Annotated in this window: 23 protein-coding genes; 5 read left to right on the top strand and 18 right to left on the bottom strand. The window is 39.6% G+C overall.

What is annotated here, in order from left to right; all coding sequences use genetic code 11:
* Positions 1–177: 177 nt before the first annotated feature.
* From QUG14_RS20790 to QUG14_RS20705, 18 genes are all read right to left on the bottom strand, one after another.
* Entirely contained in the window at positions 178–597 is a 420-nt protein-coding gene (locus tag QUG14_RS20790) for a hypothetical protein (RefSeq protein ID WP_289342341.1), read from the bottom strand.
* A gap of 131 nt (positions 598–728) precedes the next feature.
* The gene (locus tag QUG14_RS20785; RefSeq protein WP_289342340.1) at positions 729–1589 is read right to left on the bottom strand and encodes a PhnE/PtxC family ABC transporter permease; all 861 of its coding nucleotides are present in this window, start codon (positions 1587–1589) and stop codon (positions 729–731) included.
* Positions 1589–2374, bottom strand: a complete 786-nt coding sequence (locus QUG14_RS20780; RefSeq protein WP_289342339.1) for a PhnE/PtxC family ABC transporter permease — start codon at positions 2372–2374, stop codon at positions 1589–1591. Before QUG14_RS20780 ends, QUG14_RS20785 begins: the two co-directional genes overlap by 1 nt.
* Positions 2364–3152, bottom strand: coding sequence for a phosphonate ABC transporter ATP-binding protein (gene phnC, locus QUG14_RS20775; RefSeq protein ID WP_289342338.1), 789 nt, complete (start codon positions 3150–3152; stop codon positions 2364–2366). Before phnC ends, QUG14_RS20780 begins: the two co-directional genes overlap by 11 nt.
* 28 nt (positions 3153–3180) lie before the next feature.
* Positions 3181–4212: a phosphate/phosphite/phosphonate ABC transporter substrate-binding protein gene (gene phnD, locus QUG14_RS20770; RefSeq protein ID WP_289342337.1), complete on the bottom strand. Its 1032-nt coding sequence runs from the start codon at positions 4210–4212 to the stop codon at positions 3181–3183.
* Positions 4213–4303: 91 nt separating this feature from the next.
* Complete coding sequence (locus tag QUG14_RS20765; protein WP_289342336.1) at positions 4304–5023, bottom strand: phosphonate C-P lyase system protein PhnL; 720 nt, start codon at positions 5021–5023, stop codon at positions 4304–4306.
* Positions 5024–5086: 63 nt separating this feature from the next.
* The gene (gene phnM / locus QUG14_RS20760) at positions 5087–6265 is read right to left on the bottom strand and encodes a phosphonate metabolism protein PhnM (protein WP_289342335.1); all 1179 of its coding nucleotides are present in this window, start codon (positions 6263–6265) and stop codon (positions 5087–5089) included.
* Between the two features lie 31 nt (positions 6266–6296).
* Positions 6297–7142 (bottom strand): ATP-binding cassette domain-containing protein, encoded by an 846-nt coding sequence (locus tag QUG14_RS20755; RefSeq protein WP_289342334.1) that lies wholly within the window; start codon positions 7140–7142, stop codon positions 6297–6299.
* On the bottom strand, positions 7143–7997 hold the full coding sequence (locus QUG14_RS20750) for an alpha-D-ribose 1-methylphosphonate 5-phosphate C-P-lyase PhnJ (protein WP_289342333.1): 855 nt from the start codon (positions 7995–7997) through the stop codon (positions 7143–7145).
* Complete coding sequence (locus QUG14_RS20745; RefSeq protein WP_289342332.1) at positions 7997–9115, bottom strand: carbon-phosphorus lyase complex subunit PhnI; 1119 nt, start codon at positions 9113–9115, stop codon at positions 7997–7999. The genes QUG14_RS20750 and QUG14_RS20745 overlap by 1 nt, the downstream gene beginning before the upstream one ends.
* Positions 9103–9720 carry a phosphonate C-P lyase system protein PhnH gene (gene phnH, locus QUG14_RS20740; RefSeq protein WP_353961083.1) on the bottom strand — a complete coding sequence of 206 codons (618 nt, stop codon included), beginning with the start codon at positions 9718–9720 and terminating at the stop codon, positions 9103–9105. Before phnH ends, QUG14_RS20745 begins: the two co-directional genes overlap by 13 nt.
* 13 nt (positions 9721–9733) lie before the next feature.
* Positions 9734–10156, bottom strand: coding sequence for a phosphonate C-P lyase system protein PhnG (phnG, locus tag QUG14_RS20735; RefSeq protein ID WP_289342331.1), 423 nt, complete (start codon positions 10154–10156; stop codon positions 9734–9736).
* A 209-nt stretch (positions 10157–10365) separates the two neighbouring features.
* Positions 10366–11067 carry a GntR family transcriptional regulator gene (locus QUG14_RS20730; protein WP_289342330.1) on the bottom strand — a complete coding sequence of 234 codons (702 nt, stop codon included), beginning with the start codon at positions 11065–11067 and terminating at the stop codon, positions 10366–10368.
* 385 nt (positions 11068–11452) lie between these two features.
* Positions 11453–11623 carry a hypothetical protein gene (locus QUG14_RS20725; protein ID WP_289342329.1) on the bottom strand — a complete coding sequence of 57 codons (171 nt, stop codon included), beginning with the start codon at positions 11621–11623 and terminating at the stop codon, positions 11453–11455.
* A 526-nt stretch (positions 11624–12149) separates the two neighbouring features.
* Positions 12150–12887, bottom strand: a complete 738-nt coding sequence (locus tag QUG14_RS20720; protein ID WP_289342328.1) for an HAD family hydrolase — start codon at positions 12885–12887, stop codon at positions 12150–12152.
* Positions 12888–13166: 279 nt separating this feature from the next.
* Positions 13167–13799: a DapH/DapD/GlmU-related protein gene (locus QUG14_RS20715; protein ID WP_289342327.1), complete on the bottom strand. Its 633-nt coding sequence runs from the start codon at positions 13797–13799 to the stop codon at positions 13167–13169.
* Positions 13800–13820: 21 nt separating this feature from the next.
* On the bottom strand, positions 13821–14681 hold the full coding sequence (locus QUG14_RS20710; protein WP_289342326.1) for a PHP domain-containing protein: 861 nt from the start codon (positions 14679–14681) through the stop codon (positions 13821–13823).
* Between the two features lie 267 nt (positions 14682–14948).
* Positions 14949–17042 (bottom strand): carbohydrate-binding domain-containing protein, encoded by a 2094-nt coding sequence (locus QUG14_RS20705; protein ID WP_289342325.1) that lies wholly within the window; start codon positions 17040–17042, stop codon positions 14949–14951.
* A gap of 188 nt (positions 17043–17230) precedes the next feature.
* Here QUG14_RS20705 and QUG14_RS20700 point away from each other — a divergent pair, with 188 nt between their 5' ends.
* The 5 genes from QUG14_RS20700 to QUG14_RS20680 all read left to right on the top strand — a co-directional run bounded on the left by QUG14_RS20700 (position 17231) and on the right by QUG14_RS20680 (position 21331).
* On the top strand, positions 17231–17914 hold the full coding sequence (locus tag QUG14_RS20700) for a response regulator transcription factor (protein ID WP_289342324.1): 684 nt from the start codon (positions 17231–17233) through the stop codon (positions 17912–17914).
* A complete protein-coding gene (locus tag QUG14_RS20695) occupies positions 17914–19209 on the top strand; it encodes a sensor histidine kinase (RefSeq protein WP_289342323.1) in 1296 nt (431 codons plus the stop codon). Before QUG14_RS20700 ends, QUG14_RS20695 begins: the two co-directional genes overlap by 1 nt.
* A gap of 118 nt (positions 19210–19327) precedes the next feature.
* Positions 19328–19471 (top strand): hypothetical protein, encoded by a 144-nt coding sequence (locus QUG14_RS20690; RefSeq protein ID WP_289342322.1) that lies wholly within the window; start codon positions 19328–19330, stop codon positions 19469–19471.
* Positions 19472–19762: 291 nt separating this feature from the next.
* On the top strand, positions 19763–20461 hold the full coding sequence (locus QUG14_RS20685; protein WP_289342321.1) for a polyphosphate polymerase domain-containing protein: 699 nt from the start codon (positions 19763–19765) through the stop codon (positions 20459–20461).
* A gap of 186 nt (positions 20462–20647) precedes the next feature.
* Positions 20648–21331, top strand: a complete 684-nt coding sequence (locus tag QUG14_RS20680; RefSeq protein WP_289342320.1) for a DUF4956 domain-containing protein — start codon at positions 20648–20650, stop codon at positions 21329–21331.
* Positions 21332–21353: the final 22 nt, after the last annotated feature.

The following is a 21353-nucleotide window of genomic DNA, read 5'->3' as shown; positions in this document are numbered from 1 at the left end:
CATTCAACTCCTATGAAACTAATTATTTCCATTTTACTATAATTCCTGCCACAGGGACGGTTCTCTTGGTTTTTTTTTATCAATCTTTTCCGCTAAAGTGTGGTAAGGAGGAAGTCGAAATGCGAAAGGCACTATATCAATAAAGGCGTTACTCCCTCTTGGAATAACGCCCGTTTGTTAAAGATGTTCTTTATTACATTTTATTATTTTTGAGTGTAGTGGCAGGATGTAACGATACACGAGAATGAATATAGGAATGCTATACAGATGATTCCAATGAGTAAGTTTCATATAACCTGCCTTAACCACAACCCATTCAATTAAAATACAAATAACCGTAAATATAATAACCAATTTCCATTTATGATCTCTATTTAAATAATTCAAATAAATAACTGAAAGTGACAAAGGAACGAAGTTGTAAGTGATAAACTCACCTATTCCTACGACATTTGGGTCACCAAAATCAACTAAATCTAAATACTTCGCAAATATGCTATCCGACACCCACGTGGCAAACCCGACTACTCCAATTGTGATAAAAACCAAAACCACAGGGACGGTTCTCATGGTTTTTTTGGCTAGCGCCGACCACAAGAACCGTCCCCATGGATACCATGGCTACCCATGGCTAAAAAAATAAAAGAGAGGTATTTTTATACCTCCCCAAAGCTTCCAAACTGCCATATTATATGATAAGAATTCTTTAATACGCTTAGATGTTGACCTTACCCATTGACCTTGAGCCTCTTTTTAAATCGGATCGCTACCATTTCAAGAAGGATGGCTATGGCTAAGACAAAATAGGTGATTGCCCCGATTTCCCTTATATCTAAGTAGAAACTGCTGGCCATAAACATGTCAAATCCGATTCCACCAGCACCTGCGGCTGCACCCATGGCGATGGCAACTGCGAAGTTAATTTCAAATCGAAGAAACGTCCAAGAAATCAGATAAGTGAGAGAAGATGGAATAACAGCTTGAAAGATAATCTGCCACCAGTTTGCTCCACTTGCTTGAAGGGCTTCGATGACGCCTTTGTCTAATTCTTCAAAGGACTCAGAATATGCTTTCACTAAATAACTTACCGAATGGAACGTCATCCCAATGACAGCCGCTACACTCCCGAGACCTGCAGCCACCGCAAAAATTAACACCCACAAAACGGTCGGAACGGCTCTTATTAAAGCAACAGCTCCCTTAACCACGGAAGAAACTCGTTTATTCGTCAGATTTTCAGCGGCCAGTAATCCCAAAAACACAGCGATTATGGCTCCAAACAAAGTCGTTAAGAATGCTAGTCCCAACGTTACAAAGACCTGATAAAGCGCATGGGTAAAGGTAAAATGTTTAAGATGTGGCTCTAGAAACATTGATTTTAGATTCGCCAAAGTAGATAAAACCGCTTCTCCAATATCAAGCTGTTTGTAATCAAAACTAAAAAATGCGTAAACCGATAGAAGTGCTAGGGTGATAAGTGTGCTTCTAATAACCACAGAGGATTTAGTCAAGGTTTTAATTCTTATTTTTTTTTGCAGTTGCGGGTCTAGTAATTGTTTTGCTGAGGTTAATTGTTGATTTGCTTCCATTACAAAACCGCCCTTCTGACATAATTAGATACAGATTCAATGAATAATATAGCTGCGATAATGACGACGACAACCAAAGAAGCGACATCATAATTTAGACTTTTATAATACAAGTTAAAAGTAAACCCAATTCCTGAGCCGGTAAGCAAACCTATTAGGGTGGCACTTCTTATATTTGTTTCAATCATGAATAAGATCCAGCTGATCATTTGTGGAAGGCTTGCTGGAATCACCGACTGAAAGATAATCGCAAAGTAACCCGCACCAGTTGCTTGTAACGCTTCAACCGAGCCTCCGCTGACCTCATCAATCGTTTCAACAAAAGCTCTTGTTAAAAAGCCAAACGAACCAAAAAACAAGGCAAAATAACCTGTTAATGAGCTTTGACCAAATGAAAATAGTAGAATCATAGCCCAGGCTGCCACGTCGATATTTCGAAAAATGGTCGCAATTCCTCTGCTAATACCTCCAAAAAAGGCATTTACTCTCGTCGTATTCGATCCAAGAATGGCAAATAGTAATGCCGCAACAGCTCCCGTAGTAGTGGCTGCAATCGAAACCAACAGGGTTTCGATTAACTTATCCAGAATATCAGGTAGCTTCGTTAATGATTCTTGTGTTGGATAAAAGTTTCCCAAGCCCCATTCCACAGCTTTTGGAAGTGAAGTAAAGCCTTTGGCGATATTGTACTCCGTGATGATAATGGCAAGTATCGTGACAGCACCTACGAGGGATAGGAACAAGAGCGAATTTCGTTTCTTTTTTGCAAAATAATCAGCTCGCATGGATGCCTCCTATATCAAAAATAAGATCTTCCGCTTCGGATCCATAAATACGCTGAATATCTTCTTTGGTTATGTTTTTAGGCGAGCCATTATAAACGACTTGACCATGGTTAATCCCAATGATTTTATCCGAGTACTTCAATGCCACATCCACTTGATGCAAATTCACGAGAACAGTAATACCCATGGTCCTTGAAATGTTTCTCAAGTGATCCATTATGATCTTGGCAGAATTAGGATCAAGTGATGCAATCGGCTCGTCACACAAAAGCATCCGAGGATTTTGAATAAGGGCACGAGCGATTCCAACTCGCTGCTTTTGACCGCCGCTTAATTGATCCGCCCGTTTATAAATATGTTCGTCTAAACCAAGAACATGTAGAATGTTAACAGCCTGCTCCTTTTCTTCCTGACTATATAGACCGAGAACTCCAGCCAATGTTGATTTTTTCCCTAAATTTCCATGAAGCGTATTTTCGATCACACTTAAGCGATTGACTAGATTATAATGCTGAAAGATCATTCCAATTTTGGTTCGGACCTTTTTTAAGTCCTTTTTCTTCAGATTCATCACGTTCATGTTATCAAAAGTAATTTCTCCGCTTGTAGCACCAATCATCCGATTAATACAACGAAGGAGAGTAGATTTCCCCGCTCCTGATGGACCGATAATCGAAACAAACTCTCCTTCATTAACGAAGAAGTTAACATCCGATAATGCCTTCATATCACTACCAAATTGTTTGGACAAATGATTTACTTCTAATAAGGCTGTCATAGGTTAACTCTCCTTGCTATTTGGTTAATTATTTCGAAAGCTCACGAATTGGATTGAACCAAGCGTCCTCTACTTCTACTAAACGCTCGTCCGCTGTCTTCTTAAACAATCCTGAAAACTCGGAATCCTCTGGAACGAAGACTTTTTCGTTGTTCGTAATTTCATCTGATGTCATCACTTCAAGAAGTTGTGCTTTCAGATCTTCATTCACAGTCTCTGAATTGATGACAAATGGTGCATTTAGAACTGGAGTAACAGAAATCAGTGAAAATTCTTTTCCAGCCACAGTGTTAAATGGTTCCGCTGCATCCGCTTTTACTTGATAAACCGCACCAGGTCGGTTAACATCCCCATCAGTAAGCTCTACATAATTGTTTACACATGTATCACAGAAAGCCGCTACGTCCGCTTTCCCCGATAATAAATTAACCGCTGAACCTTGGTGAGAACCTCCGTATAAAACCTCATTAAAGAATTGATCATCGCCGCCTTCAAGCAAATCTTCAGGCGTTAAATCTTTGAACTCTCCCTGTTGACTGAAGTAATCAACAATTCCTGTAGATGGAACTTTGAAACCGGATGTTGAACTATTGGATACAAATGAAAATTTCTTGCCTTGAATGTTATCAATCGCAAACTTATCGCCATTCTCATACTCATCGACATTGTCTTTATTTACGGCTAACCAGCTATAATAAACTGCATCTTCCAAGGTACCAGACGCACCAGAAGGGACCACCAAAGGAAGAACTTTTTCATTTTTGTTATGCGCTTCAATATATCCTTGTGCTCCTAAAAAAGCCATATCCGCATTTCCATTCGCCACTGCTTCAATGGCAACAATATAGTCTGTCGTTGTTTGATGCTCGACCTTTTTACCTGTTTTCTCTTCGATTATTTTTCCAATTTCATCACGAGCTTCCGTAAGATCGGCCCCAGATTCATTTGGAAGCCAAGCGATGGTAATGGTATCTTTATCGCCAGCTCCCGCTGAAGCGGAACAACCTGCAAATACGACTAACATAACGATAGAAAGTAAAAATAATAACGTCTTTTTCATCATCAAACTCCTCGCTTTTTTTTAGTATTTGGCCACTTCCATACTGTACCAACGAATTGTCAAGTTACTATTAAACTTATATAAAGATTTGTTAAGAGTTGGTAAAACTAGTAGAATGAGAGAAAATTCCATTTTGCATGTTGTACTCTTGATTACATAGATGATTCATAAACTCAAGGTCATGAAAGATTCCAAGCATGGTTGTTCCTTCCTTCATGAGCTGTTCAATGAGGAGCTTCACCTTTATTTTAGAATCATGATCTAAACTTGCTGTCGGTTCATCTAATAGCAGCAGTCTCGGTTTTTTCACCATCGCTCGGGCAATGTTAAGCCTCAGCTTTTCACCTCCGGAAAAAGTGGCTGGGTAGCTGTCCCATAATTCTTCATCCAATTCAAAATGCGCGAGAATCTTCTCTGTTTCTTTTTCCGCCAAGTCATGATTGTCCCCCATTTCAAGGATTGCTTGTTTCACAAGCTGTCTGGCCGTCGTTCGCGGCATGACATTTAAAAATTGGGACACATAGCCTATTTCATGCTTCCTTAAATAAAGCAGTTCTCGTTCAGTTGCCTCTGCTAAATTAATTGTTCCAAATTTTTTTGAATGATACCATATACTCCCTAGCTGGATACGATACGTTCCATAAATACATTTTAAAATCGTCGACTTACCGCTTCCGCTTTTCCCGGTTATCCCGACAAATTCTCCTTCTTTTATCTGTATATCCACACTGCTTACGGCTCTGATATGTTTGCCCAAATTATGAAGCTCAAACGATTTGGATAAGTCCTTAATCTCAAGAAGAGTTTCCACCCATTCACCTGCTTTCTGAAATTAGAAATTGTATTCTCCTTTATCTGAACACATCTCTTCAGCTTAGATTCGATAATTGGTCTTTTGAATCAGTTTTCCGTCCACAAATACTCCCGTAATCACTGGAAAATCATCACTAATTTTTTCAATGATAAGCAAATCTGCTTTTTTTCCTTCGCGAATAGAGCCAATTTCTCCATCCATTTTTACTGCTTTTGCTGGGTTAATGGTGACAAGCTTCATCATGTCCACTAAATCCATGCCATATTTTTCAACTAGCTCAAAGATTGAATGAAGCATTGCTGCCGGATAGTAATCACTGCACAAGATATCAATCGATTGGTATTGAATCGCTTCGGTTGCTCCCAAGTTTCCACTATGAGAACCTCCAAGGAGGACATTTGGAGCACCGGCAATGGTATACATGCCAAGCTCCTTCGCTCGCCGTGCCACCTCTAGAGTGATTGGAAATTCACTAATGGTCGTCCCAAAACTATGTACAAGTTCGAGCTTTTCAAGGCTATCGTCATCATGGGAAGCAACAGCAATATCATGGTCATGAGCAAGCTGAGTGATTTCCTTTATGTCGTCAATCGATAGCTTCTCTTTCGTTTGGTGTTGATGAATGAGAACATCAATCGATGAATCACTGATATTGTTATAACTTTTAACGGTATTTCGGTAAACTTCTAGATGACGATACTGCCCTTGCCCAGGAGTATGATCCATAAATGAAACTAAATGAACTTTGTTCTCTTTTATATAACTTTTGAGATTTTCCATTTCTTCAACATTATCAATCTCAAATCTCGCATGGAATCGATGGCGGACAAGATGCTTCATACTGTGTGTATGGTCAATTAAATCAATAAATTTCCGAACATTTTCAGGCTCACGAATCGGCTTATACTCATAATCACTCCCTTTGAACAAGGAAAGAGAATGGAACATCGTCGTAATACCGTGTGAGATAAGCTGTTTCTCTGTTTCTCGCAACGCCAAATCAAAATTCATCAATGAGGTCGGCCTCGGTGCAGCCATATGCTCAATATAGTCCGAATGTATATCGATAAAACCTGGAGAAATATATCCTCCTGCTGCATCAATGATCTCGATCTGTTCCTCAAATTTAATCTCACCTTTAGGAGCAATTTTTGCAATTCTATCCTCTTCAATTAACAGATCATAGCCATACAAAACAGCCTCTTCGGTGATTAATCTTCCATTTGTAATGACAAACAAAGTACTTCCCCCTAGATTTAAGAATGGACTTTTACAGCAATGAATGAACAAGCTGCTGTGTATATCGATGCTGCGGGTCCTCAAGGATTTGATCTGTTAATCCTTGCTCAATAACCCTTCCCTCCAACATCACAAGTGTTCGGTCTGCCAGCATACGGATGACTCCTAAATCATGCGAAACAAGAACAATACTAATATTTAATTCGCGCTGCAGACTTTTAATTAAGTCAAGGACACTCGCTTGTACAGAAAGATCCAATCCGGTCGTTACCTCGTCTAGCAGCAGAAGTGGAGGACGATTGGAAAGAGCTTTGGCAATTTGAACCCGCTGCTGCATTCCACCCGAAAAGTTTTTCGGCGCCTCTTTTCGGCGATGCACAGGGATGTTTACTTTATTAAGAAGTTCCGTCCCTCTGTTTTCCATCATTCCTACATGCTGGTTACCAGCTGCTATAAGCTTCTCGGCAATATTCCCAATCGATGAAAAGTTCATTTTTAAACCCAATAAGGGATTTTGATAGACTTTCCCCATGATGTGGTTACGAATATACCGTTGTTGTTGAGAAGACTCTTGAAAAAGATTTTTCTCACCATTATGATAGTCTGCTAGATAGGCCTCTCCATCCGTTACTTCCTGGTCAAAGTAAAGGCATTGCATCAATGTTGATTTTCCACTGCCACTCTCTCCGACAATACCAAGGACCTCTCCTGGATAAACATCAAAGGATACATCCCTGCATGCATAGACCGTTCCACAAACCTGACAATAATTTTTAACGAGAGAAGGAGATTCTTCGTCTTCACAATGCGGACATCCTGAACCAAACTGCTTATTTAAGTTTTTAATCGATAAAACCGGAACTTCAAATTCAGCCATTTATTTCACTCCAAATGGTTCGACTTCATTTAATGTTTCAATACAATAGCTAGTATCATTACATTGATAAAACGTTTCGTTCGTTACTTCATCTACAAGCTCATCTAAAAAGACCCCTGATGAACCACATAACCGGCAATGCTTGTCTTCAAATGACTCTGGTTCAAACGGATAATCTTCAAAATCGAGCGATACGACCTTTGTATACGGCGGGACTGCGTACACTTTCTTTTCACGACCTGCCCCTAACAGAATGAGTGCTTCACTTTCATGCATTTTCGGGTTATCAAATCGTGGAATCGGACTTGGTGCCATCACATAGCGATCCTGAACCATTACAGGGTGATCTGCCCCTGTTGTCATACTTCCATATTTCATAATCTGTTCAAACAGCATTAACCAAGCACCGCTATATTCTTTCTCTGCGTGAAGCATTTTCGTTTCATTCTCGCTCGGCTCAAATAAACGGAGCGGTTCAGGAAGTGGCACCTGCAAGATGAGAATCTGATCTTTCTTTAGCGGAACCTCGGGTATTCTATGTCTTGATTGAATAAGGGTTGCTTCGGTGGTAAGATCAGTTGTTGCCACCCCAGTCGTATCAGAAACGAGTTTTTTTATATTGACGGCATTAACCGATTCATCCGATCCTTGATCAATAACTTTTAGAACATCATTTTTGCCAATTAACGATAGAGTCAGCTGCAAACCGCCGGTTCCCCATCCTCTTCCAATCGGCATTTCTCTTGAGGCAAATGGAACTTGGTAACCAGGAATTGCAATCGCCTTTAGAGTGGCTCTTCTAATTTCTCTTTTTGAACCTTCGTCAAAAAAAGCAAAGTTATAGGCTGTATTCATCAGCTTTTCACCTCTTGTCCTTTTGATATCCCTTCTTTTTTCGTTTTCCTTACACTATCCAGCTTGGATTGGAAGGTAACATAATGAGGCATTTTCAAATGTGAGATAAAGCCCGTTGATTCCACTGAATCAATATGATAAAGAACAAATTCTTCATTATGGCTAGGAAAGTCAGGAGTTGGATGTTCAAGACAATTATCCAGAATTCCCATTGCAATCGCCTTTGTTTCATTTTGGCCAAACACAAGGCCGTAGCCGATTTCAAACTCTAATTCTTTTTTTCCGTATTCTTTCTCAACGGTAACCGGCATTAGCATTTCGACTTCTGTGACTTTTACTTCACCTATATAAAATGCATCATCATCGTCACCAGCATCGGTTGGATGATCAATCGTAACTGGCAAAGTGCCAACGCGAAGCTCGCCAACAGTCGGATGCAAAGCTCCATACCCCCTAATCACTGCATAGGCAAGGGAAGTAATTGCCCCTGTTTCTCCTCTTGTTAAAATTTGCAGTCTTTGGCTTCTGCTCGATGGAAACTCCAGACTTTCTCTCGTCACATCATCTGGTTCCATATCGTTGTTTTCACAAGTGGGGATTAAGCCTTCTTTACGTAAATAATCGAGCACCTTTGGTAAAGTCAGCTGTTGCTCATCACCTTGAAAACTTTCATTTAGATATTGATGAAGCCATTCCTGGACATCGGCATCACTTTCATCCATTAAGTTAAAATCAAGCAATCGATGGGTATAATCGGTTGTTGCCCCAAGAATTTGACCACCCGGGATATCTTTAAAGCTTGCAGAGATCCGACGGTCAACATTCATTTGCCCAGTTTCAATCACTCTTGAATAATGCTTTCGAGGGACCGTCGAACGATAAGCTCTTAATAGAAAGACAGCCTCTTCCGGGTTTCCTTCTGCTTGTTTGATCGCTAGGGCAGCCAACGTCTCATTGTATAAACTGCTTTCTGACATCACCTGATCGACTAATCCGCGCATACCGGCTTTAATTTTTTCTACTTCGATGGTTTGTCCATGATGAACTCTTTCATATTTCAAACGCTTGATTGACTCTTCAATTGCATGCGTGCCACCTTTAACGGCTACATATCCCATTCAATCACCCGATCTCTGGTAATTTGTGTAGTTCTAGGTAAAGATAAAAGCTGATGATTTTGATCGATAAAAATCAAATCAATCCCTAACGGATATTCCTTGTTTTTTTCGTGGCGGCTTTCCACCCAGTTTTCATTGATATCCACATGAACAAGTTCCGTTGTGTGAATGCCTGGTCCTTTTAACAATAGGGCTTCCCCGCTTGTCACAGATTCCACTTCAACGATAATGAAGGCAGATGTATGTGGATTTTTTAACGTCCCAGCCTTCGCATTGATTATTGCCTCTTCAAAACATCCTTCCTCAGCATCTTGAAGGATTAATAGAAAATCAGCATTCTTTGCTTCTGTCGGCTTTGCATAGGTTAATTGATTAATTGTTTTCGAAACAGAATCTGCTCGAGGTGAAAAAACCTTAAAAGAGACTTCCTGATCAAATAAGGTTAGGGCTACCAATAAAATAGAAGCACTGCACCCTTTTTTAGCCTCCTCTTCTACTAAAACTGCCTCCTTCCTCAAATCGGAAATGAGCCCTGGTCTTGAAGTAGAATCCACCAATTTTCGATAAACAGATTGAAGATCGTGAACGATATCTAATTTCAACATCTCTTCCCCCTCATTAAACATCCATCGTTTCAAAGTTTACTTTTGTTTTTAAGATAGAATGGTTCGCAGCAGTTCTCTGCTCCTGAATGATTTTCTCCTCGTTTTCAAGCAGCAGCTTCCACCCAATCGTTTCAGGCAGCATCGCTTCATACGCTGCATCAATCACAGCAAGGTTATACGAAAGCTCTGGTTGATCTCCCGCTACAATGCCAATTCCAATGCTCCCTTGTATTTGAACCTTACATTCTGTTATCAGCACTTCACCAGGGAAAAACAGGCTTTTTTGGGAAGTCTCTCGGACTTTCAACATCACTAAGCCACTTTCCGGCTCTTGAATGACCTTCACCTGGTAGTTATCTTTTATACAATCGGCCATGTCCTCTGATCGTTTTTGAGAGCCATTGATTAATATCTCCGTTCTTCGTCTTCTTTTCATCTAAGGCCTCCTAATGTCTTTGTTCTACATGTTTTACTCTATCTTGTTGCCAAGTGAGCGAACGTAAAAGAATCGTTAAGTTTGTATTGGTTTTGTAAATGACGTAAGAATAACTGTCGTTTCTGGAAATAAAAAAATCGGCTTCTTAATGGCCGATTTTTTTAAAACATCTATTTATTTCAGAGCTTTATGTAAGGTAACAGCACCCTTTAGATCACATAAGTAAAACAATCGCTGCGATACATAATCTTCGAGTATTCAAGCACTGTCCCGGTTTTCGTATCTATACATCCTGATTCTAAGAGTAAAAGGGGTACTAGGCTGGGGCATTTCAATAGATCTCGTTCTACTTTACTTGGAAAAACGACACTCAGTTGGCTGCGCGTAGATTGAAAATCTGTGTAGCCTTGTTGTCGATAATAGTGAAAAATAGAGTGGATTTCCGTCCCATCCTTCTCAATATTTTCAAAAAGTGATTGAGATAAGTACGATGTATGAACAGCAATTGGACAATCTTCAACGATTCGTAATCGGCTAATCTTATATACGGCGTCTTCCCGTTTCACTTGTAACGTATGATAAATGGTGGAATCGTATGAAATTTTTTCACACGATAGATTGATCGTCTTAGAATCATAGTTTAATTCCTTCAATTTTTCAGTAAAACTGACATCCCCGGTTAATATAAGCGGTATTTGCAGTTTTTGATTTTGAACATAGCTGCCTTTTCCTTGCTTCGAAAAAATATAACCGAGTTCCTGCAAGCGCTCATATACCTTTCGAATTACCATTCTTGGTACTTTATACAGATCTGCTAATTCATTTTCAGATGGTAATTTGTCATTCGGTTTATATTTTCCTCCCCGTATTTCCGAAATCAACCGATCTACTAATAAAGTTTTTTCAGACATCCAGGCTTTGCCCCTTTCGACACCATATCTATGTTTAGTATATCGTCTGAATATAAAATAAAGGTTAAATCTATGTAAATTATTGATAACAGATGGAATTTTGCTTTTAACGCTTTAGGGGGAAACGTAAAATTGCATTGACCTTCATAAAATAAACCTATAACTCCGCACCGCAATTCCGTAAGACATCTAAATGTTCATTGGCGAGATAGGGATCGAATTACAAGTCAGTTGTTATGAAAGCTTATTTCTTATTCAACTATCAGACTACTTGAATATCCTACTGCTAATTTTGGCAGATTGAAAGCAATTCTCAATAAGGAGAATTGCTTTATTTTGGTATTATTCTAACCAATATCCATTTCATTTTCTCTTCTTAAGATGCTTATCTCAATTCATCCCAATATAAAAAGACATACTCTGGTTCATGCTCCTTTTTCAACTCATCAATGCTTGCTATTATATCTAAAGTTTTCTGTTTATTCGTACGTAAAGTATTACTAGCGTTCTGTTTTAAACTCTTTTCATCCATAATATTCACTCTCCTTTTTGGCATAGTTTGTGCCCTGCCTCTCTTCTTATTCTTGTTTTTGCAAAGAATGTAATCAGGTGAAATATTCAAAATAAAAGAAGAAAAATGAAATGTACTATGAAGTTCAGCTTACCTATGCTGATTTGTTCATTTCACACGTGCAAATAAAGGCTAAAGGAAACGAACATTAAAAATTCGTGTTTGTATAGGAGAACATATTGTGAAATATTTCACTTAAACGTAAAGAGTGCGTTAGATTAATAAGTGATTGAAAATAAATAAAAAGCTCAGTTTAATGACTTGGCCATTTTATTTACAAAAAGCACCCCTACTTTATAATACTTTTGAGATAATTTACAAATTGGGTCTAATTTGGACGCGATGGACAGTAGTAACGTTCTAAATTAATCCACTTTACCGTGACCAAATAATGGAGTGCTTGCTATTTCAAATATAAAAAGTACGATTATCTTGTTGCATCGTACTTGGCTGGTCTAGAAAAGGACAATTCCTCCTAGGTAAAGAACTTCGAAGGGTATTATCTATCCACTTACATTATTTGATTTTGGATATGTTTATCAATTACATCAGGAACTTCTTGAAGTGACTCTACAGTAAAAAAAGCACTACTATGCTCAATGTTAACTTCAACCATGTTATATTGCCATTCACTTTCTGCTGGAATATAGATTGCATGGATATCCATTTCCAGTGCTGGGACAATATCAGTTCTTAATGAATTCCCAACCATCCATGTTACATTAGGGTCAGTTTTAATGGTTTTTAAAATATCGGATAGAGCTGTTGTATCTTTATGTTCCGAAATAAAAATGCGATGTTCAAAAAATGTGGTCAATTCTAACTGTGTAATTTTTCTGCGTTGATTAGCCTCATCTCCTCCTGTGTGCAAATATAATTCATGTCCCTCTTCTTTTAATCGTTGTAGCGTTTCATTCATGTATGGAATAGGTTCAACAGGGATTTCAAATACCTTAAAACCCAACTCTCTTAAATATTGGATTTCATCATTTTTCTTTGCCCTCTCAGTTAAGTCGCAAAAGTATTTATATGTACCAACAAATGACTCGGGAAACCGATCTGACTTTAGACCGTGCTCACTAATCGCTGCTAAATCAAGTTGAAGCTGCTTCTGTTTTATATCTTCCTCTGTAATCAAGTCAAACCACGACATCATTTGGTCAGTGAATTCGTCTATTACTAGGTTAAAATATCTATTACAGTATGATAATGTATCATCAAGGTTAAATAAGATGTTTTGTTTTTTCATTTTTTACTCCTTTTCAAGAATATAGCTTTAACTATTGTTCCACTATGACTAAGTTAATATTACTGATTAAAGTAAGCAATATGTCAGAGTTTTAAAAAACTGCACCCCTTTTTATCAGACTGTGTGTCCAACTAATCGGGTGCAGCTCAATTCTATGGCGAGTTTTCCTTTTTTATATACCAATAATGATGTCAAAACGACTACCATTTTGGCACTTATTTTTAGAAAAGCACCTCAAAACGGAACCCTTTAATACAAGACCAGGACTTGTCCCCAATACTATCCATGCTTTTTTAGAAAATTCTCTAAATCATTTAATTCATCAAAATGGGATTCAAGTTTTTTCCTTGGCCAATCCCACCAAGCAATTTCAAGCAATCGATCAGCTACTTCTTTTGAAAACCTTCTTTTAATCGGCTTGCCAGGAACACCAACGACAATCGTATAAGGCTCAACGTTTTTCGTCACAACAGCCCCCGACCCAACGACTGCTCCAGTACCAATCTCCACGCCTTTCATAATAATCGCACCATGGCCAATCCAGACATCATGACCAATTTTCACGGTGTGGGTCCTTCGCCAATTAAAAAGGGCCTTATCATCCTCGTCGGCAAAATCGTATGCTACCTTTCGATAGGTCATATGGTGCTGGCTGACTCGGTCCATTGGATGCTGAACCGGATTAATACATACGTGGGACGCAATCGAACAAAACTTGCCTATTTCCGCATAGTTTATACTTACATCATCCATCGTGTAGGTATAATCACCAAAGCTGGACTCGATGATATGATTATTTTCTCCAATAGACGTCCATTCCCCGGCATAACTATTGATAATATGACTTGTATCAGCGAAGCTTGGAGTGATGGATAGCCTTTTTTCTTTTTTGGGCTGATAAATAAATGGCATATGAATGGTTCAGCTCCTTAATTAAATGAATTCGTTTTTTCGGGTCCTCGCTATTAATGCTTCATAAGTCTCTATTCCTGGGCTTTTACTCCCGATTAGTACAGGTTTTTCTCCATATTCACCGTGAAAATCGGATCCACCTGTCATGATTAGGTCATATTTTTTTGCCAGCTGTTTGGCTTGTTCTTCATGTTTCTCCTGATGCAATGGATGCCAAACCTCGATTCCCTGTAATCCAGCTTCCACTAATTCCGGCACCATTTCAAAGTTGCCATACTGACCCGGATGAGCAAGCACAGGTACTCCCCCAGCAAGAAGAATTACCTGAACAGCTGTTTTGGCATCCATATATTCCATGGGGATAAAAGCAATCCCCGGCTTCTCACCATTTTGTCCGCGATTAAATAATTTTTTATAAAGTGGACCATAAATGGATTTGGTATATCCTGCTTCAATTAATGCATGCATGATATGCTGCTTGTAAACTCCTGTTCCTCCATGAGCAATTTCCATACAGCGTTCCCATGTGATCTTATACCCTGCAGCGATTAATCTTTCAACCATTTCCTCCGAGGCCAAGTGTCTATTGTTAACGAGTGGTTCACAAAATGATTCAATCACCTCATGGCCAGGTTCAATAAAATAACCGAGAATGTGAACACGCCTACCTCTTTCAAAATCAAACCCTGACATCTCAATGCCGGGAATGACTTCAATTCCATATCTCTTTCCTGTTTCAACTGCCTCCGCAAGACCTTTCGTGGTGTCATGGTTCGTAATCGCTAAGTGGGTAACCCCTTGTGCAAGAGCTAACTCCAAGACTTCATCAATCGACAATGGACAATCTGAAATATTTGTATGACAATGTAATTCAATTTTCACGTAGGTCCCTCCTTTATCTTTGATATAAGAATAACTTGGTACCAAGTTAAAAGTGTTAATGGGGAGTAAATTGTTTGTAAATAAAGTGTTTCCTTGGGTACGGAGGGGTCAATCGGAAATTTCGCGCGAAAAAAAGCACAACTAGCGGTTATTGCTAGTTGTGCCTTAGCTTTTATCTTATGGTTTATGTGGTTAGGATCTTGCCACTAGAACCGTCCCCATGGACCCCAGTTTGTACCGGCCACAAGAACCGTCCCCATGGATTCCTTATTGTCTCATCATTCCTGGAAAATCAACCCCAAGCTCTGCCAATTGGGCTTGTGCCTCTTCCCTGGTAATCGTTCCTGCCCGTTCTTTCTCCATGATTTCCTGTGCCTTTGTTCTTGTTGCTTCATCTAAATTTGAGAACATATCAGCACGGTTCCCGCCGTCCTGCGGGGCTTGCCCTCCACGACCGCCGCCGCAAGGACCACCGCTTTGAGCTGTTGTAATCCCAGATTCGTTCAGCCATGTTACCGTATCTGCAATTGTAAATTCAACTACTTTCGTTCCACCTGTATAGTTTCCTTCCTTATAAAATCCATTTGCTTCGCTTCCCGTGGAGGAGCCATCAGTATAAAGGGTATATGTTCCGTCCTTTTCAAGCTTTGGAGAACTGATAAATACAGATTGGTAGTCTTTTTCAGGTGCAAACGTCACAACTGTATTTCCTTTGCTGTCTTCCAAGTGAAGGATTGTTCCTGCAGCTTTTGTTTCAGGATAAGTCATCAGCATGGAATACTGTTTTGCATCCTCTGATACTGCCTGTACCATACCGGAACTTCCTGCAGCAATCAGGGTACCGCCGCTGATGTCAAAGGTTTGGTCATAATCAAGAGAACCATTGCCATTATTCGTCGGTCCGCTGACCATCACTGTACCGTCAGTCATCGAAATCGAACCATTCGAATCCAGCCCATCACCTTGTGCATTCACATATACATTACCCCCATTAATGGAAAGAAGATTGCTTTCCGAAGTGGTTGATTGCATATCTGGGTTCGAGCCATCCACACCGCCACCAACATTGATGCCATCGTCACTTGAATTTACCTCGATGTCACCAGCTGCAATGGTGATGACCAAGCTCTCAATGCCCTCATAACTCTTGCTAATCGTGATATCCCCGCCTTTGGTAAGAATTGCTGAATCACCATGGATACCGTCATCACCAGTAGCAATGTTAATTTTTCCACCCGTTATCGTTACGCTGTTATTACTGTGAACAGCATCATCTAAGGAATCAATTTCAAATGTACCGCCGCCGATACCAACCTCTGTTCCTGCTTTCAAGCCTTTTGCACTATCTGATTCCGATTCTGTAGCAGCTGTTGCAGTGGTGGTGGTTGTTTGTCCTGGTCTTTCTCCTCCACTTTCTTTGGTTGCAATCATTTCAGGACTTCCGCCTCCGGTTGAAATGTTAAAGTCTCCGTCTGCAATCAATAACGAAGTTACTGCCTGGAAACCATCATTTGCAGCAACAAGATCGAAGTTTCCGCCTTCAATGGCAATAACACCTTTGGAAGCGTCTTTATCGTTTGTCGATTTAACAGCATCCCCGCCCGCGTTAATAGTGATATCCCCATCTTTCACTGCTAATAAATCACGGCCCATCAGTCCATCATCAGCCGCCTCAATTTCAATGGTTCCACTTGTTATCTTTAAATCATCTTTGCTTGTAATCCCATTATTGTAATTTCCTTTGACAACCATTTTCCCGGTACCATTAATGGTAAGGTTCCCTTTGCTAAAGAGCGCTGCATTCGGTTCATCCTCAGAACCTTCAAGGTTGTATGTTTCACCATCCGAGATTGAATTTTCTGTCCCATCCTCAAGGGAAATAACCGTTTTTTCCGCCTTCTTTACATAAATTGGTGAATTCGAGGAGGAATTGATTTCCGCTCCATTCAGTACAAGCCGGACGGTTGCTTTATCCTCTGCGTCGACAATAATCTGCCCATCATTCAGCTTTCCGCTGATGACATATGTGCCTGAAGTTTTAATCGTAATGATATTACCATCCACGATGACTCCGCCGGAATCTTCAACCGTAGCTCCTGAACCAGTTAGTTCAATGGATGTCGTATCCTCACTTTTCCAGTCAGTATAGAGATCATCTTTGTCATATGTCACAATTCCGCTAATGACGTCAGCAATATTTTTATCACCAATTGTGCTCAAACTTTCTGCGTTCACCATGGCAACGCTGCTATTGGCAGCGTCACTCTCGCTGCTGTTATTGCTGCAGCCAAATAAGAGTGCCGCACACATAAACGATACGGTTAGAGTTGTATATCTTGATTTTTTTGATAGTTTTTTCAACATAGTTAGCTCCTTTTTGGAAAATAGTATTTTCTTGCAAAACTTAATGGGTCTGTTTTCCCTATGAGCCACATTATTAAGGACGAACCTTAAACCAACCTTAAAAATAAAACCATTTGCAATTTTGGAGTTTGCCTCTATAATCGGATTTATTATATAGGTGATATTAGAGAAAAGGATGACAGCCAATGAAGCTATTAATTATAGAAGATGATAAAAACCTTTCGGAAACAATCCGTGAGACCACCGAGGACTTATTTGAAGTTCAGCAGGCCTTTGACGGCGAGGAAGGGCTTTTTTTAGCAGAGCAAAATATCTTTGATGTCATCATTCTCGATATCATGATGCCCGGTATGAATGGCTACGAGGTTTTAAGAGAATTGCGGAAGAACAATATTGAAACGCCTGTCATCATGCTGACCGCGAAAGATGGCATTGATGACAAAATTCAGGGATTCAAGGTCGGCGCTGATGATTATATGGTGAAACCTTTCCACCGAGAGGAACTGCTTTTACGTTTGGAGGCAATGGTAAGGAGAGCCGGGGGACGGTTCAAGGAAAACATCCTTTCGTTTAAGGAGCTAAAGCTAAATCTAAAAAGTAAGACCGTCGAGATAAATGGAGAACTAGTAGCAAAGCTGAATGGCAAACAGTTCGACTTGCTCGAGTATTTGATTAACAATAAAAATACCATTTTAACGAAAGAGCAAATCTTTGATCGGATTTGGGGATTTGAGTCCGATACCTCAACAACAGTAGTGGAAGTGTATGCAAGCAATTTACGAAAAAACCTGAAGAAATATGGCTATGATACTTTTATTAAAACATTCCGAGGTCTAGGCTATATGCTTTCGGAAGATGGTGACAGCTAATGTTTAAAAGAAAGATTTTCCGGGATCAGCAGCTGAAGTTCATGATTCTTAACCTGCTGGCATTTACCATCATTTTCACGATTTTTGGCATTATCATTTTCAGCCAGGTCCAAACGACGTTGTTTAAAAAAACAGATGAGGAGCTTACGTCATTAAAAGAGAGAATAGCTGATGGACCACCTAGTGATATAAAGTCACCACATCCTAATCAAGAATCAGATCCCAATGGTCCTCCCAATAACCGGCAGAAGAATATGAACCCCCGGATTATGGTAATTCATTGGAACGAAGATGGCCAAATCCTGAACAAAGAGGAAATCGGGACAGTGTTTTATGAGAATTATCTCCAGGAGTACAAACTTGATCAAACAAATATTGAAAAGATTACGATGACCGTCATCGATGAAGAGTATCATTTCCGCTATATCATTTATAAAGATACGAATGAAGATGACGACATCGCCTTTACGCAACTGATGCTCAATGTTGATCCAGAACAAACCATTTTAAATAATTTCGGTAAACTGATTATTATTTGTTCAATTATTTTTGTTGTCCTGTCCATCTCAGCAAGTTATGTATTGTCTAAAAAAATGATGAAGCCCATCATCCAATCCTGGAATAAGCAATCTGAATTTGTTGAAAATGCTTCACACGAACTTAGGACACCGTTGACCATCATCCAGAATAAACTGGAACTTCTGCTAACAGCACCGCAGGAGAAAATCGTAAGCAAATTTGAAAATATTGCCCTCAGCCTCGCGGAAACACGGCGTTTGTCTAAGCTTACCTCCGATTTGATGACATTGGCCCGGGCAGATTCTGCTGAAACACAACTCGTCAAACAGCCTCTCCATGTTGATTCGTTCATCGAGAGTGTGTGCGCTCCATATAAGGAAATCGCTGAATCCCAGGGTAAGCACTTTTGGCTAAATTTAAAGGGTGATATTCAAATAAATGCAGATGAGGTTCGGCTCCATCAACTTCTAGTCATTTTGTTAGATAATGCCTTAAAATACACGGGTGAAACAGACAGTATTGGCGTAAAGACCTATCTAGAGGACCAAAAGATTGTGTTAGAGGTAAGCGATACGGGAATCGGGATTAAAGAAGAAAACCGCAAGCAAATATTCGAACGATTTTACCGTGAAGATAAAGCCCGCGCACGTGAATCAGGTGGAATCGGTTTGGGATTATCGATTGCTCAATGGATCGTTGAACAGCATAATGGGACGATAAAAGCCATTCAGAACCAAACAAAAGGAACCACCTTTATCGTTAAGTTGCCAATGTAAGTCGAGATACAAAATATAGAATGGCTCAGTTCACCATGCTGAGTCATTTTTCTATTTATTATCACCTTTTTTAGTTTTATGGTAAAGGTTGGACATATTATCCTTAGGAGGTGATTAGGTGGCTGACAAAAATAAATCTTCCAACCATATAGAAAGAAACAGTAACGTAGATAGCTACAAAGAAGATCGACATAATGAGAATGCTAGGATATCAGCAGATCTTGAACCAGACATCCCAAAAATTAATACAGAAAAACTTTAATCGTAAGTGTTTGAACTAAACTATGAAATAGCATGCCAAATAACAAACGAATATTTCACCTATCAACGCTTGGACCTCAACCAAGCGTTTTAAGTTGATTAAAAAAGCTTTATGGTTGAGAACATGCAATATCCCCAATTGTCCTCGTGATACTTGAACCCTCTAGCCTTAAAACCCTCTAAATTATCAAACGTATCCTCTTTACCTCCCTTCAAAATTTTTTAAGGTTTGTTTAAGGTTTGTTTTTCATAATGTCATTCATGGAACAACACACAAGAGGAGAGTGATGACATGAAGACAATGACCTTGAATGGCGCGAGAGGCAGATACGAGTTAAAACATGAGATTTCAAAAATGGATTGCTTCCTTTTGAGAAATAGATTAAAACATGTAATGCAGTCAGATCCCCATGCAAAAAATGACGGCAAATATTTAATCCGAAGTGTCTATTTCGATAACTTCGACAATAAAGTCCTAAACCAGAAAAAAGAAGGATTTATTGATAGGGACAAGTTCCGGGTCAGGTTGTACGACAATAATACTAATCTGATTAACCTTGAAAAAAAGAGCAAACGCAACAACATGACCTTTAAGCAAAAATGCAAGATTACCGCTGAAGAATATGAACAAATCAGGCTTGGTGATTATGCTTGGATGGAAAACGACAAGAGATCCCTTATCCAGGATTTATTTGTACAAATGAATCTGTTTCAAATAAAGCCTTTCACCGTCGTCGACTATGAGAGGGAAGTATTCATCTATGAATATGGGAATGTCCGAGTCACCTTCGACAGTTCCATTAAGACAAGTTTCCGCAACAACGAAGTCTTGAATCCTGATATACCAATGGTCGAAACCAACCCGGACATTGTCATTCTTGAAGTGAAATATGACGAATTTCTACCAGATACCATCAAATACCTTCTGCAGTTAGGTGACAGACAAAGAGGGACTTATTCAAAATATCAAATCAGCAGGATGTTCGGATAAAACGAAAAGCGGAAGCGCCCTGTTCAGCTGCGTATGGCCTGGAGCGCTCCAACTGAGATAAAGGAAACACGAAGAGCCGGAGGCGCATTCGTGCTTGACTTATCGTAGGGCGGAGAGCGAAGGACACTAGCCGCTAGGGCGCTGGAGCTAGACAATACTACACAAAATTATTGGAGGAAAAAGAAAATGGAAATCACAAATTTTAAAGATATATTTAAATCAAGCATATTGGAAAAGACGAGCAGCATTTCGATTGTTGATGCCCTTATTGGGATGTTGGTGGCACTCGGCTTGGGGCTGTTCATTTACATGATTTACAAGAAAACATTCACCGGAGTGATATACTCCCACACCTTTAATATCTCGCTCATCATTATGGCCTTGGCAACCGCCCTGATTATCATTGGTATTTCATCCAACGTTCTCTTGTCACTTGGGATGGTTGGTGCATTATCAATTGTGCGTTTTAGGACCCCGATAAAAGATCCGATGGATATCGTATATATCTTTTGGGCAATCGTTGTTGGTATATTATGCGGCGCAGGCTTTATCGCACTCGCGATTACAGGCTCCGTTTTAATTGGACTAGTCTTATTTTTCTTCGTGAATAAAATCAAGATTGAGAACCCTTACCTTCTGGTGATCAGATACAATGAAAATTCAATCGAAAACTCATTAGAACATGTCATTTCAGGACATGCCAAGAAACATTCCCTAAAATCAAAATCTGTCATGCCTGGCAATGACTTTGAAGTTACCTATGAAATCCGCGTCAAAGAGAATGACATGAGTTTCATCAACAATATCTCCGGAATCGATGGAGTAAAGTCAGCGATTATGCTAAGCTATGACGGTAATTTTACAGCTTAATTTGACATGGGGACGGTTCTCA

Origin of the sequence: Neobacillus sp. CF12 (genome assembly GCF_030348765.1) — a bacterium.
GTDB lineage: Bacteria > Bacillota > Bacilli > Bacillales > Cytobacillaceae > Neobacillus.
Note: the sequence above shows the minus strand (reverse complement) of the source record. Positions and strands in the feature narration are given on the sequence as shown.

Bases quoted from the DNA above. Each gene is read 5' to 3' on its own strand.
- QUG14_RS20785 (WP_289342340.1), bottom strand. From the start codon at position 1,589: ATGGAAGCAAATCAACAATTAACCTCAGCAAAACAATTACTAGACCCG.
- QUG14_RS20780 (WP_289342339.1), bottom strand. From the start codon at position 2,374: ATGCGAGCTGATTATTTTGCAAAAAAGAAACGAAATTCGCTCTTGTTC.
- phnC (WP_289342338.1), bottom strand. From the start codon at position 3,152: ATGACAGCCTTATTAGAAGTAAATCATTTGTCCAAACAATTTGGTAGT.
- phnD (WP_289342337.1), bottom strand. From the start codon at position 4,212: ATGAAAAAGACGTTATTATTTTTACTTTCTATCGTTATGTTAGTCGTA.
- QUG14_RS20755 (WP_289342334.1), bottom strand. From the start codon at position 7,142: ATGGCTGAATTTGAAGTTCCGGTTTTATCGATTAAAAACTTAAATAAG.
- QUG14_RS20750 (WP_289342333.1), bottom strand. From the start codon at position 7,997: ATGAATACAGCCTATAACTTTGCTTTTTTTGACGAAGGTTCAAAAAGA.
- QUG14_RS20745 (WP_289342332.1), bottom strand. From the start codon at position 9,115: ATGGGATATGTAGCCGTTAAAGGTGGCACGCATGCAATTGAAGAGTCA.
- phnH (WP_353961083.1), bottom strand. From the start codon at position 9,720: ATGTTGAAATTAGATATCGTTCACGATCTTCAATCTGTTTATCGAAAA.
- phnG (WP_289342331.1), bottom strand. From the start codon at position 10,156: ATGAAAAGAAGACGAAGAACGGAGATATTAATCAATGGCTCTCAAAAA.
- QUG14_RS20730 (WP_289342330.1), bottom strand. From the start codon at position 11,067: ATGTCTGAAAAAACTTTATTAGTAGATCGGTTGATTTCGGAAATACGG.
- QUG14_RS20725 (WP_289342329.1), bottom strand. From the start codon at position 11,623: ATGCCAAAAAGGAGAGTGAATATTATGGATGAAAAGAGTTTAAAACAG.
- QUG14_RS20720 (WP_289342328.1), bottom strand. From the start codon at position 12,887: ATGAAAAAACAAAACATCTTATTTAACCTTGATGATACATTATCATAC.
- QUG14_RS20715 (WP_289342327.1), bottom strand. From the start codon at position 13,799: ATGCCATTTATTTATCAGCCCAAAAAAGAAAAAAGGCTATCCATCACT.
- QUG14_RS20700 (WP_289342324.1), top strand. From the start codon at position 17,231: ATGAAGCTATTAATTATAGAAGATGATAAAAACCTTTCGGAAACAATC.
- QUG14_RS20695 (WP_289342323.1), top strand. From the start codon at position 17,914: ATGTTTAAAAGAAAGATTTTCCGGGATCAGCAGCTGAAGTTCATGATT.
- QUG14_RS20685 (WP_289342321.1), top strand. From the start codon at position 19,763: ATGAAGACAATGACCTTGAATGGCGCGAGAGGCAGATACGAGTTAAAA.
- QUG14_RS20680 (WP_289342320.1), top strand. From the start codon at position 20,648: ATGGAAATCACAAATTTTAAAGATATATTTAAATCAAGCATATTGGAA.